The organism is Mangrovibacillus sp. Mu-81 (genome assembly GCF_036867415.1).
Classification (GTDB): domain Bacteria; phylum Bacillota; class Bacilli; order Bacillales; family Bacillaceae_B; genus Rossellomorea.
This window is the reverse complement of record NZ_JBAJHU010000007.1, coordinates 36536-49510: the sequence shown is the minus strand read 5'-3', so window position 1 is coordinate 49510 and position 12975 is coordinate 36536. Positions and strand designations below refer to the sequence as shown.

At 40.5% G+C, this 12975-nt stretch carries 15 protein-coding genes and 1 pseudogene; 14 read left to right on the top strand and 2 right to left on the bottom strand.

Features of this window, described 5'->3' with window-relative positions; all coding sequences use genetic code 11:
- The first annotated feature begins 48 nt into the window (after window positions 1-48).
- The 4 genes and pseudogenes from V6B33_RS14670 to V6B33_RS14660 all read left to right on the top strand — a co-directional run bounded on the left by V6B33_RS14670 (window position 49) and on the right by V6B33_RS14660 (window position 2563).
- Entirely contained in the window at window positions 49-489 is a 441-nt protein-coding gene (locus tag V6B33_RS14670) for an OsmC family protein (RefSeq protein WP_334218502.1), read from the top strand.
- Between the two features lie 112 nt (window positions 490-601).
- Window positions 602-1555: a peptide-methionine (S)-S-oxide reductase MsrA gene (gene msrA, locus V6B33_RS14665; protein ID WP_334218501.1), complete on the top strand. Its 954-nt coding sequence runs from the start codon at window positions 602-604 to the stop codon at window positions 1553-1555.
- A 51-nt stretch (window positions 1556-1606) separates the two neighbouring features.
- Window positions 1607-1730, top strand: a pseudogene (locus V6B33_RS22075) (redoxin domain-containing protein); the annotation flags it as partial.
- 674 nt (window positions 1731-2404) lie between these two features.
- Window positions 2405-2563: a hypothetical protein gene (locus V6B33_RS14660; RefSeq protein ID WP_334218500.1), complete on the top strand. Its 159-nt coding sequence runs from the start codon at window positions 2405-2407 to the stop codon at window positions 2561-2563.
- A gap of 168 nt (window positions 2564-2731) precedes the next feature.
- Here the strand turns inward: V6B33_RS14660 and V6B33_RS14655 are convergent, their stop codons facing one another.
- Complete coding sequence (locus tag V6B33_RS14655; protein ID WP_334218499.1) at window positions 2732-3070, bottom strand: MmcQ/YjbR family DNA-binding protein; 339 nt, start codon at window positions 3068-3070, stop codon at window positions 2732-2734.
- 1021 nt (window positions 3071-4091) lie between these two features.
- On the opposite strand from V6B33_RS14655, the gene V6B33_RS14650 reads away from it, so the two are divergent.
- The 4 genes from V6B33_RS14650 to V6B33_RS14635 all read left to right on the top strand — a co-directional run bounded on the left by V6B33_RS14650 (window position 4092) and on the right by V6B33_RS14635 (window position 7706).
- Window positions 4092-4757, top strand: a complete 666-nt coding sequence (locus V6B33_RS14650) for an NAD(P)H-dependent oxidoreductase (RefSeq protein ID WP_334218498.1) — start codon at window positions 4092-4094, stop codon at window positions 4755-4757.
- Window positions 4758-5005: 248 nt separating this feature from the next.
- Window positions 5006-5644 (top strand): FMN-dependent NADH-azoreductase, encoded by a 639-nt coding sequence (locus tag V6B33_RS14645; protein ID WP_334218497.1) that lies wholly within the window; start codon window positions 5006-5008, stop codon window positions 5642-5644.
- Window positions 5645-5804: 160 nt separating this feature from the next.
- Window positions 5805-7136, top strand: coding sequence for an MFS transporter (locus V6B33_RS14640; RefSeq protein WP_334218496.1), 1332 nt, complete (start codon window positions 5805-5807; stop codon window positions 7134-7136).
- A 126-nt stretch (window positions 7137-7262) separates the two neighbouring features.
- The gene (locus V6B33_RS14635) at window positions 7263-7706 is read left to right on the top strand and encodes a carboxymuconolactone decarboxylase family protein (RefSeq protein WP_334218495.1); all 444 of its coding nucleotides are present in this window, start codon (window positions 7263-7265) and stop codon (window positions 7704-7706) included.
- A 697-nt stretch (window positions 7707-8403) separates the two neighbouring features.
- Here V6B33_RS14635 and V6B33_RS14630 read toward each other — a convergent pair.
- Complete coding sequence (locus V6B33_RS14630) at window positions 8404-8745, bottom strand: thioredoxin family protein (protein WP_334218494.1); 342 nt, start codon at window positions 8743-8745, stop codon at window positions 8404-8406.
- 388 nt (window positions 8746-9133) lie between these two features.
- Here V6B33_RS14630 and trxB point away from each other — a divergent pair, with 388 nt between their 5' ends.
- The 6 genes from trxB to V6B33_RS14605 all read left to right on the top strand — a co-directional run bounded on the left by trxB (window position 9134) and on the right by V6B33_RS14605 (window position 12882).
- Window positions 9134-10087, top strand: coding sequence for a thioredoxin-disulfide reductase (gene trxB / locus V6B33_RS14625; protein ID WP_334218493.1), 954 nt, complete (start codon window positions 9134-9136; stop codon window positions 10085-10087).
- A gap of 505 nt (window positions 10088-10592) precedes the next feature.
- Window positions 10593-10907, top strand: a complete 315-nt coding sequence (gene trxA / locus V6B33_RS14620) for a thioredoxin (protein ID WP_334218492.1) — start codon at window positions 10593-10595, stop codon at window positions 10905-10907.
- A 151-nt stretch (window positions 10908-11058) separates the two neighbouring features.
- Window positions 11059-11178, top strand: a complete 120-nt coding sequence (locus tag V6B33_RS22070; RefSeq protein WP_442915539.1) for a hypothetical protein — start codon at window positions 11059-11061, stop codon at window positions 11176-11178.
- Window positions 11179-11389: 211 nt separating this feature from the next.
- On the top strand, window positions 11390-11872 hold the full coding sequence (locus V6B33_RS14615) for a YkgB family protein (protein ID WP_334218491.1): 483 nt from the start codon (window positions 11390-11392) through the stop codon (window positions 11870-11872).
- Window positions 11873-12042: 170 nt separating this feature from the next.
- Window positions 12043-12360, top strand: a complete 318-nt coding sequence (locus V6B33_RS14610) for an iron-sulfur cluster biosynthesis family protein (RefSeq protein WP_334218490.1) — start codon at window positions 12043-12045, stop codon at window positions 12358-12360.
- 66 nt (window positions 12361-12426) lie between these two features.
- Window positions 12427-12882, top strand: a complete 456-nt coding sequence (locus V6B33_RS14605; RefSeq protein ID WP_334218489.1) for a peptide-methionine (S)-S-oxide reductase — start codon at window positions 12427-12429, stop codon at window positions 12880-12882.
- The last annotated feature ends 93 nt before the right edge of the window (window positions 12883-12975 follow it).

The window sequence follows — 12975 nt, the reverse complement described above, 5'->3', positions numbered from 1 at the left end:
CTCCTAAGTGTAAGAAGTTAAAAAAACATTTTAGAGGAGGAACTAATCATGGCATTATTGAATTTTAATATTCAATCTACATCTCAAAAAGTAACAACTGAAGTGAAGGCAGGAGCGCATACATTTTTTGTAGACGAGCCAAAAAACTTAGGTGGAAATGATAAGGGTACAAACCCATTAAATACATTACTAGGCTCTCTTGCAGGCTGTGAAAACGCAATTGCCAACATGGCGGCAAAGGAAATGAAGTTTAATTTAAATGGAATCGACTTCAAAATTAAAGGCACTTTAGACCCAAAAGGGTTAATGGGAGATGCATCCGTAAAGCAATACTTCCAAACCCTTACGATTGAAGCACTTGTTGATACTGACGAGTCTGACGAAAGAATTCAAGAACTTAAAGAAAAAACAGATTCAAGATGCCCAGTATTCAACATTTTAAAGGATACAAACTTTATTAAGATTCAATCTACTTGGAGAAGAAAATAATCTTACTGTTTGGCAAGGATCCCTTTATGAACTAAGAGCTTTTTTCTTAAAATGAAGAATAAATAAGGTTTAGCTAAACTAGGAGTATATTGACTATACTGGAGGTCTGTTTATGTCAACACAATATGAATTAGCTACGTTTGCCGGTGGATGTTTTTGGTGTATGGTTCAACCCTTTGATGAATTACCAGGTATTATAAAAGTTGTGTCAGGCTATACAGGTGGGCATAAAGAGACCCCGACTTATCATGAAGTATGCTCTAACACAACGGGTCATTATGAGGTAGTCCAAATTACGTTCGACCCAACCGTTTTTCCGTATGAGAAGTTGTTAGAGCTTTTCTGGCAGCAAATTGATCCTACCGATGCTCATGGTCAGTTTGGTGATCGAGGAGAGTCCTACAAAACGGCCATTTTTTATCATACAGAGGAACAAAAGCGACTTGCCGAAGAATCTAAGCAGAAATTACATGAAAGTAAAAGGTTTTCAAAGCCAATCGTGACAGAAATTAAAGAGGCGTCTGTGTTTTATCCGGCAGAAGAATATCATCAGCACTATTATAAAAAGAATTCCTTTCATTATAACCTTTATAAGGAAGGATCAGGACGAGCAGGATTTATTCGGGAAAACTGGAAAAAGCATCAGGCTAAAAACATCAAGAAGCTTACTCCTATTCAGTATCGTATCACACAAGAAAATGGAACGGAACCACCCTTTCAAAATGAATTCTGGGATCATAAAGATGAAGGGATTTATGTCGAGATTGTCTCTGGCAAACCATTATTTAGCTCTTTTGATAAATTTGATTCTGGCTGTGGGTGGCCGAGCTTCACGAAGCCAATCAAGCATCAAGAGATACTTGAAAAACTAGATACGTCCCATGGAATGAGACGGATAGAAGTAAGAAGCACGTCGGCAGATTCTCATTTAGGACACGTATTTGATGATGGTCCACGTGATAAAGGTGGGCTTCGATATTGTATCAACTCTGCGGCCCTCAAATTTATTCCAAAAGATAAACTGCAGGAAGAGGGTTACGGGGAATATCTTGGTTTGTTCCAATAGAAATTTAGAGTTCTTGGAGGCTTCTCCAAGGACTTTTTCATTGTTATATAAACCTTTTACAGTGGGGCTTGGTGTCCATTGTAACCTGGAGCTCAAGGCGTATCAGGAGCTGCTTCCCCACATTAAACAAAAAGGAGAACAGCTGCTGGCAATAAGTTCTCAATCCCCAGATAAAGTATGAGTGAAGGTGCAAAAACTTAGATATTGGTGGATTTGGGCTGTATTATGAGTATTTTGGCGAAGACAACGAAAATCCAACTTTAGTATTTGAATCTGGATATGGTAGGGATTTAAACGATTGGATTCCAATAAGAGATGAAGTTTCAAAGTTCGCAAACTCGCCACAGTCTGCAAAATGTGGAAAATCTTCGAACATTACTTCAGAAAGCAGGGGGAAACCTCCTGATGGGCTAGTAGGACATTCATTTAGTGGAGTAAATGTTAGATTATTGATAATTTAAAACAAAGTTTGATAAAACCCTGTTACTATGTAAAATTAAATAGACATTAAAGACGTTGAGCGTTGATTTGCCAACGTCTTTTTAAATATTACTTTTTTTTAGACCTCTAAGTAGACCCTGCCACAACAACAAAAAGAGAACGTGACTCACGTTCTCAAAAATGTGTAACATTTTATACAAAACCTTATTGACGGTTCTAAATCGGGGTAAGTCCGAGATTAGTCCAAAAACGGCATAATAGATGTAAGTAAATGTAAATTTGTGTATTTAGAGAGATACGAGTTTTGGAACATATTCTATAAAATTAGAAATTTATTTATTAACTGTAATAACGGTTATTGCTTAATGTGTCTTTGACAATGTCTAGTTGGAAGGAGAAGTAGCACTCATGAATTTTATTTATTGCCGGCCGAAAAGGAACGCATTTACGAACAAGTATGGGGGAGAGACGAAGGTAAGCGGTCATCTGGACCTGAATGTCGATGATTTTGTTATCAAGAAAGGACACCCTATAACACAGGCATTCACAATCTGCGTGGCGAAATGATGCCGGATGTGCTCCCCGGCCGCAAGTTGGACGATTTGCGGGCCTATACCTCGCAACATCCGGATTTCCGGAAACTCGAGCCCTATGCGGTAGGGAGCGCAGCCTGCGTCATGTAAAAATGAGTAAACAGAAATAGATTTGTAATATAGATTTCCAACAATTACAAAACTAAATAGACTCCCGGATGCTCTTAGGAAAGCTTTTAACAACCAAATCGTAAGAGTGGTCAATCATTTCAAAAATAAACGACTCTGGCAAAGAACCCTCGAGAATAATCGTATTCCAGTGCTGTTTGTTCATATGATACCCCGGTCGAACGTCCTCATGCTGCTCTCTCAAGTTTTCCGCAATCACCGGGTCACATTTTAGGACCAAGTACCCTTTTTCCTCATAAAAAAGAGCGAATATTTTGCCTGAAATTTTTATCGCGAGTGGATCGGTTCCTAAGGGATAATCCTTAATCGATCCTTTTTTGTTTAGACAGTATTCGATGAAATTATTTTTCAAATTGGTTCATCTCCTTCGTAAATGACATTGTATAGTCCACGGAGTTTATCTAAGTCGTCGAGAAGCATCTTCAGTTTCTTTATATTATAAAATGAACGTTCGCAATCTTCAAATAGAATCCGTTAATTAAGTGAAAAAGTAACGATTCTGCCAGCAGATCTGATTGAGTATTACCATTTATCAAAGTGATTGGATGCATTATGCCAAGTATCTTTGCGTGATCGACTGCTCCGCATGGATGATCTGCGAATGCGTTCCCTTGAACACCACCTGTCGACCCTTATTCTGACCTCTTGTTGCAATGGTCACATCGTGGCCATCCCCGTGTAATAAATAGAATAACCGACCACCGAAAACGCTGTTCCTCCTAAAACGAGTATCTTCATCCATATTTTCCTTTTACATTTGTATTCTTATTTTATTAATTGAGCGAATTTTCTCCTCACATCCAGTACAAAATAAATTGGCTGCTGATAACTTAATGGTACTTGGCGGTTTAGTTTGCAGATTAACTTGCCAACCAAATCGGCATCGGTCATTTAGATTACATTGTTCTGCCGGCTTACACAATTTCAAAAATAAAATGGAAAACTGTAAGCTACATTACAGAACTTCGTTTTTTTTAGAATTATAATCAAGCTATCATTCGATATTGGAGGTGGAGTACAACAATACCTCAAAATGGGTTTTGCCGGTTCCGGCTACTTTCATGATTGATGAGCGCGCCATTATTCGCTCCTCCTATGTCAATCCGAATTTCATGCAAAGTCAAAGCCAGAGGGGATTTTGCGAGAGCTAAAAAAGCTGTAACGATTTTTGTATCATTCGTTTATTAACAGAATAATCGATTATGGTAGAACAAGTCTGATGAAACGATGCTTTTAACTAGATATCACTTGTATAAGAGGTCAATGCCCCGGGCGGACCGAGTGGTTGAAACGGTTTAATGAGGCAGACGAAGACGATTGTTGTACATGTGTCAACTATCTATATTAAATGTTAATTAAAAAGGAGAATATACATGACAATGACCAAGAAGGAAGAAATTTTAAAAGCTTATCATTTTCGCCATGCAACTAAAGAATTCGATCCTAACAAAACTATCTCCGATGATGATTTTGAATTTATTTTGGAAACAGGCCGGCTTTCGCCAAGCTCGTTTAGCACTGAGCCGTGGAGATTTGTTGTTGTTCAAAACGAACAGCTTCGGAACAAAATAAAAAACATTTCGTATGGAGCGGCCAGCAAACTGCCGGAGGCCAGCCACTTCGTCATTATTCTGGTCCGGACCAATCTGGATATGAGATATGACTCCGCCTACCAGAAAGAGCAGCAGTCCAAAGCCGTTCCGAAGGAACACCTGACAAGGCATCTTGAAATCTTTGAAGAGTTCCAGAGACATGATTTCAAGCTCCTGGATCATGAGCGCTTTCTTACCGATTGGGCTATTAAGCAGACGTACATACCGCTTGCAAACATGATGATGGCTGCGGCTCAAATCGGCATTGACTCATGTCCGATCGAAGGCTTTCCTATTGATAATATGAATCAGCTGTTGGACGAGGAAGGGCTGCTTGAGGACGGTCACTTTACCATCTCGTTAATGATTGCCTTCGGCTATCGAAAAAAAGAGCCGGGACCGAGAATACGCCTTCCGTTTGATGATGTTGTGAAGTGGGTCAAATAAATATAATATGGCGGCATGTGTATGGTTCGCAAGCATGTCCGCGTTCGTCCGTAAGGACTCAGAAATAGTGAACGGGCCTCGTGGATCATCGTTAGCCGCGAGGCCCTTCTTGGTTGGCCCGCGTTATCGCGAGTTACTCAGTTCCCGCTTCGACCTGCAACCGTGATGCCGCGCTCTGGGAACTCTCGCTTACGATGACGCACTCGTCCTTTACCGCTCATCCAATTACAAACCTAGGAGGCAGCAACATGACGCAATTATTGTATATTACCGCTAACCCTAAGTCGCCGGACCATTCGGTCGGACAGAAGGTCGGCAGGGCTTTTCTTCAAGCCTATCGGGAAGCTCATCCGGACGACGTCGTACGGGTATTCGATGTCTACCAAGAAGCGTTCCAGACGGTCGATGGCGATGTCGTGCGGGCATGGGAGAAATTGAGAAATGAACGCCTGGACTTCTCCGAGCTGAGTCCCGTGGAACAGCAGAAAGTTAATGCCCTTAACGACATTACCGAAATGGCGATGCACGCCGATAAATACGTGTTCGTCTCCCCCATGTGGAATTGGGGCATTCCCCCTCGGCTCAAGGCGTTCATCGACGCTTTCGTCATCCTCGGCAAGACGTTCCATTACACGGAACGTGGGCCGGTCGGATTGCTACGCGACAAAAAAGCGCTGCACATCCAGTCGAGCGGAGGGATTTACTCAGCAGGGCCGACAGCAACCATGGATCACAGCCATCCTTATCTGCGCTTGGTGCTCGGAATCGTCGGGATTCGCGACATACAAGCGCTGTACGTTGAAGGCCATGATTTTCAACCGGAGCGCGCGAAGGAGATTGTCCGGGCAGCAATGGAACAGGCCGTCAAGCTTGCCGCGATCTGGTAACACCGGCTGCAGAGACACCTTGAAATATCTGTTCGCGAGTATGGAATAGATTAGTTTGGTTTTCGATTCAACTGTAGCAGACAACGTGCATCGGGGCATAAAGCAAGCCTCCTTCATTTCAAATAAGTCCTGTACTGATTTTCAAATAAAAGTGGATCTAATGGAATCCATTTTACATGCTAACATGGAAATTGTCAGAAAGAAGATGAAACCGATGAACTACCTTCAAACCTTGTTTATTCAAACCCGTGAACGGAATGTTCGAAATAGTGAAGCAAACTCACAGCCTCAGGGAATACCGTCGAAGCCGGTCGACTGGCTTTTGATCGCCGCCCTATTTATGGCATCTCTGAATCTTAGACCTACGATTAGTTCAATCGCGCCCATACTTGAGATCATTCGAAAGGATCTGGGCATGAATGCATTTGCCGCCAGTTTATTAACCACTATCCCGGTTCTTTGCATGGGTTTTCTTTCGCCGCTATCCATTCGACTCGGCAAACATATTGGCTTTGAACGGGGGATTGCCTGTTCACTGGTTATGATAACGGGAGGCACACTTTTGCGTATGGTTTCGCATTCTGCTCCCATGCTGCTTCTTACCGCAGTTTTGACAGGTGTTGGCATAGCTGTGATGGGGCCTCTATTATCCGGATTTATAAAAAAGCATTTTTTCCGCAACATTCCAATGATGATCGCTTTATACTCTTTGGCCTTGTCGCTGGGGGCAGCTCTGGGCGCCAGCTTGTCCGCTCCTATTCAAATGAAATTACACTCATGGCAAACGGCGCTTGCTTTTTGGGCGCTGGTCGCGGTCGCGGCTGTTCCAGTGTGGTATGCAGTAGTTAAACAACAAGTCTATTCTCCAATCGAGGAGTCTTCAGAACCTTCTCAAACGTCGGCTTTGCCGTGGGGCAATAAAAAGGCATGGCTGTTAACCTTCCATTTTGGACTTATGGCTTTGGTTTTTTATTCCTTGATGGGATGGTTGCCGCCTATAATGGAAAGTGCGGGGTACTCACGCTTTTACGCGGGAATGCTACTTACGATGTTTGCTTTGATTCAAATACCGAGCGGGCTGGTGGTTCACATGCTGCTGAAACGCTTCCCTTCCCGCTTGGTCTGGCTTCTTTCAGCTTCATTTCTGCAGCTAATCGGGCTGATATTAATTTCTTTCGCTACGCTTCCTTGGTTGGCAGCTCTTTTTTGCGGGTTTGGCTGCGGGATGCTATTTACTCTAGGGACATTGCTGCCGATAGACGAAGCGGCAAATCCCCATGAGGCTGCATCCTGGGCAGCAATGACACAATCTGTCGGGTATTTAATCGGGGCGATCGGACCGGTCTTTGTCGGTTGGGTTAATGATACTACACATAAATTTGACTTTGCGATATCGGGATTGATTCTTATCACGCTGATATTGATGATGGTTCAAGGGCTGATTGTTCCCCGAAAAGCAAAGTCGGCAGTTGTGCTTATGAAAATTTTGTAGCAGGTTCTACTGGGTTAATCGACCAATTGCTGCTTCCCAAATTGGTGCAAGCAGACCACGAAGTTATTGGGATGTCTCATATCCCGGAACGCACACCGCGAATAAACTTTTTTAGGAGGAAATAAATTGACACAAAGAATTGATTATTACAATGTAGCACCAGACGCACTTAACATCATTGGGAAATTGGATAAGTATACGGCAACTACAGGTATAGACCGTAAACTTCGTGAACTTATTAGACTTCGTGCTTCTCACATTAACGGCTGTCCACTTTGTATGTATATGCACACAACAGATGCCTTGAAAATGGGTGAAACAGAAGAAAGAATATATTGTATTAGTGCTTGGGAAGAGTGTGAATTTTACACAGAAGCAGAAAAAGTAGCTTTAGAGTTGACAGAGCACGTAACGTTAATCCCGACAAAACGTGTGCCAGATCAGCTTTATCAACGAGTGCGTAACCACTACGACGAAAAACAGTATGTTGACCTTGTTATAATAATTAATCAAATTAACACATGGAATAGAATTGCTATTGCAATGGGGCAAACAGCAATTGAAAAATAATAACTCTCAGCTATCCTCTTATAGTATTTGTTTCGGATACACTTAATATTATTTTTATCTTCAGCAATCAGGCCAAAACGACAAGTTCTGTTAAAAGTGTTTTTCTACAGGAAATAAAGGGGATTATCGATCATAACTTTACATCAGAGGGTGGGAATGACGGAACCATGTTTCCGAAACCATCCTGTCAATACTCATACATGGGTCATAATTGACAGGTTACAAGGGGCTGAAGTACAGGTGGATTCGGCAGAACGAAGGCTGAAGCCATTCTTTAATAGAAGGTATGCAAACGGATATGTTGCGCACCTGAGAAACTAGATATGATGAGAATAGTTTCATTATCTTAGGAACTAACGAACTTCCAAAGGGTGCGAGTCGTTGTTCTCAAAAGTAAGAATAAAAACTTTATGGGAAGAGAACGGCTCTGAATAACTCAAATAAAAGTTACAAAGAGAACAACTTTTTCGCTGAGAGAAAGAAAAGATTGGGTAACGCCTTGTAGCCTCTCCAGTAAGATACACTAACATAGAATGACTTCCGGTGCTGAATAGATCCCCGGAATAAAATGAACCTTAACCTCAATTGATAAAAGGATCGTCGGAATTATTCAACGTTGATAAGGAACTTCAAAAAAAAAAATGATGATTCATGAAGTTAAGAAAAGGGATCGAGCGCATTGCTCGGTCCCTTGCTTTTATTTAAAATAAGTTGTTAGAAATTCAGTTACACTTTCAGGTGTTTTGGCATTTGCACTATGCAAGTGGCCTATTTTCTCGCCTTCTTTAAATACAAGTAGGCTCGGAATTCCCATCACTTTATACGTGGATGAAATTTCTTGGAATTCATCTCTATCCATTTCATAAAGCGGAAATGAATTGAATTCTTCTAATACTTCTCCCATAAATGCACCCATGCGTTTGCAATCTGGACACCAGTTTGTGTCGAACTTGATGACAACTGGTTCCTTTGAGTCAATAATTCGGTTGAAATCCGGTTGATTTTTTATTCTTTTCTCCATATTTATCTTCCTTTCCATATGTGTTCAGTTATCTTATACAACAACATGATACGAGATAACCACTATGTATTCTGTAATCAGGCTTACACATTGAAATATTCTCTTTTATTAGGAAGTTTCTCCTATTTCTTTCTATTGCTGAATACCCTTCGAAAGCTTCCATTCTCGACTTCTGCTGAAGAATGATTTCATTTATATGTACAAAATCAACCTTCGCACCCCACTTGTATGATGTTATAAAATAACTAGATATGTTTACAAGCAATAGTTTTAACACCTTTTTTTGTTTATAAAATAAACCATCTTTAATGTGAGCCATCTAACATTTTTATGTTTCAAATTAGTTTATACTTCCTAAGGTAAGACAATTCAAATTAGACTTTCAAAGTTGCAAATGAAAAAGGAGATGGATAAGATGACGAATGAAAAAATCTATGATGTGATTATTATTGGCGCTGGCCCAGCTGGTATGACAGCTGCGGTTTATGCATCTCGTGCCAACCTTTCAACTTTAATGATTGAAAGAGGAGTGCCTGGTGGACAAATGGTCAATACAGAAGAGGTTGAAAACTATCCTGGATTTGATCATATTCTAGGTCCTGATCTTTCTAACATGATGTTTGAGCATGCAAAGAAGTTTGGTGCAGAATATGCATACGGAGATATTAAAGACATTGAAGGTGGTGTGGAATATAAAACGATCAAAACCACTTCAAAGAGATATAAAGCTCGCGCCGTGATCATTGCAACCGGTGCTGAGTATAAAAAGCTGGGTGCACGTGGTGAAAAAGAGCTAGCTGGACGTGGTGTATCATACTGTGCAGTCTGTGATGGAGCCTTTTTTAAAGGTAAGGAGCTTGTGGTAGTGGGGGGAGGAGACTCTGCTGTTGAAGAGGGTGTATACTTAACTCGCTTCGCAAATAAGGTGACGATTGTTCATCGACGTGATGAATTCAGAGCGCAGAAAATTCTACAGCAACGTGCGTTTGATAATGAAAAAATTGAGGTTATGTTTAATACAACCGTTAAAACCATTAATGAGCAAAATGGAAAAGTAGGGTCAGTGACGCTTGTATCGACGGAAAATGGCGCTGAAAAAGAGTTTACTATAGATGGTGTATTTATCTATGTAGGAATGGTTCCGCTAACAGTACCATTTAGGAAACTTGGAATCACGAATTCAATGGGCTACATTGAGACAAATGATCAAATGGAAACAAAAGTGGAAGGTATCTTTGCTGTAGGGGATGTTCGTGAAAAAACATTACGTCAAATTGTAACCGCAACTGGTGATGGCAGCATTGGCGCGCAAAGTGCCCAGCATTATGTAGAAGAGCTCTTGAGAAAATTTAAAGGCTAAATGAGAAAACGAGAATCTCTTCCCTGGGAGGAGATTATTTTTATATTAATAAAATATTTCCACCAATAATTCTTAAATATAATGACTAAATGTTAGCCATCTAACATTTTTATATACAAAAAAAGACTATGCTCATAAGTGTAAGAACAAATATACCATTAACCAAGTTTTACGAAATGGAGGAGAATACAACAAGCTACACTAAATGATCAGTTACAGGCTGTTGTAGAGCATTATAAACAACAAGCATCTCAAGAGGTACTAGATATAATTTAGAAAGGTCAGTAATGACCTAACAAACAAAGAACAAGTGAGTGGACTAGCAATAGGAACAAAGGCTCCCAATTTCACTTTAAAGGATGCACCCGAAAAAACAATAGCCTTATCAGAGGAATTGGAAAAAGGACCTGTTATTTTAACTTTTTACCAACAAAAGCTATTGGAATTCTTAGAAGGTTAAAATAAAGGAAAAGAATATTACATATTTTAAGGAGATGGATAAGAGATGGCAGTATTAAACGTGACCGATCAAACATTTACGACAGAAACTAACAATGGAATAGTGTTAGCTGACTTTTTCGCCACTTGGTGTGGACCTTGTAAAATGATTGCACCAGTTCTTGAAGAGCTTGATCAAGACATGGGGAACCAGGTTAAGTTTGTAAAGATTGATGTCGATCAAAATCAAGAAACAGCTAACAAATTTGGTATCATGAGTATTCCGACTCTACTACTCATGAAAGATGGAAAGGTTGTAGATACTTTGGTTGGTTTTAAGTCTAAGGAAGAACTTGAAGAAGCATTAAATAACCATATCTAAGCCTGAAAAAGCAATGAGAAGTAACCATCGTTTCGGGGTAGTATCAACGTTGCTGACACCACCCGGAAGTGATGCTGGATACAGAATGTATCCCCAAAAAATAATTCAAGACATTTAGTTTATTAAACGAGCTCAGGATCTAGGGTTTACTTTGAAAGAAATTAAAGATCTACTAGCTGCATCAAACGGGGATAAAGAATTTCATTCGGAAGAAATGCTCGAATTTGCATCAGGAAATATTGAGGGAATTGAAAAAAGATTCGTGATTTAAACGAAATGAAATTCTTGGTAGAAGGTTTGGTTGAAAAAAGCCCTGGTTCTGGAGTTCCTAAAAGTCAGTGTCCGATTTTAAAAAAATTATCAAAAGGAGTGAATTAATATGATAAAAATGCATGGGTCCGAGGGAAAAATGGAGGAACATTCTTTTAGCCTTTCGGTCAATAACAAACTTACTATCACTAATGGCGAAGGAGGAAACGTTCATGTTCAAGTTATTTGAAGCTTTCGGTCAAAAAATTGAGATCATCGGAACAAAGGGATTGTTTATTGCACTGGCCATCGTTTATTTTTGGATTGGTGCGATGAAATTCACGGCCTACGAAGCGAAGGGGATTGCCCCTCTTGTAAGCAACAGCCCAGTACTTGGATGGCTTTACAACTATTTTTCAATTCGTACGTTTTCTTCTCTATTGGGTATATTAGAATTATTAGTCGGCCTACTCATTCTCAGCCGCTTTGTGTCTGCAAAGCTGTCAGCTGTTGGAGCGTTTCTTTCCTGCATTCTATTTCTGACGACACTGAGTTTCATGGCCTCCACGCCAGGTGTCTTTGAGCCGAGCATCGGTTTCCCCGCCCTTTCTTCGGCGCCAGGTCAATTTCTGTTGAAGGATCTCGTCTTGCTGAGCGCTTCTGTGTTTGCCTTGGGCGAGTCACTGAAGGCGGCTAGCCGTGGAACGATTTCATGAAACCCGGGAGAGGCGCTATCCGGATGAAGAATCAGATTAACGTGACGGAGCAAATTAGAACAGTTTAAAAGAAGGAATGATAGAGCATTTACAAGATGATCATCCTAAATCCTATGTGGAAGGTTGTGACCTTGGCTTGTGTTAAATTGGGAAGAAAGGAGGGGAACACCATGAACGTTCTATTTACAGAAAGGGCAATTGAGAGACTTAGTCAGGAGCCCGCACAGGCGTATCAGTTAAATCCTAGCCTGGGTGGGTGCTCCATTGGAGCAGATTGGGTAACGTTTGTTGGGATGAAGGAACTGAGTTCAGAAATTAACGAACGATTCCTTTTCACCAACTTTAAACCAGTCCTACTGGGACATAAGTCAGACTATTTATTTGATGAAGATCTAAAAGTGGACTTTAACCCAAATACATCCACGTTTATTCTAAAAAGCAACAGTCAAATTTATACCGCGTATATGAAGCTAGAATATAAAAATTAAGGATGATATAAAGTAGGCATCTTGTATTCGGTTTCCCCTGATATGTATTTTTTTAAGGTGATGAGATTGGATACCGTAACATTTGGAATGGGTTGCTTTTGGGGGCATGAGGCGCGTTTTGGGTACCATTCAGGGATTCTTAGAACGAGAATCGGGTACGCAGGTGGAAAAGAAGGTCAACCGACCTCGAAAAACACTATGGATTATACAGAGGTTTTACAAGTCCAGTTTAACGCAGAGCTTTTAAGCTTAGGGCAAATCGTCAATCAATTTTTTAAGCAGCATAATACAACAAGAGCACCTCGTTCCATGAAGTATCGATCTTTATTGTTGTTTGAAAACGAAGAGCAGATGAGTGAAATGCTTCAAAAACTAGAAGAGATTAAGCATATCCAAGGGAACAGCTATACTTCTGTAGAGCCCCTACATTCATTTTACGAAGCAGACATTCGTCATCAAAAGTATTACCTTCAGAGGTGGAAACCGGTCCATGAGAAGTGGCAGGATCTACATTTGATTTAATTCACTTGATAGTTTATTTAGTTTAGGCAATCTTACATTTACATTTAAAATAAAAGTGTAAAATCGTGTTGACCATATAGACAAATTGTTTGC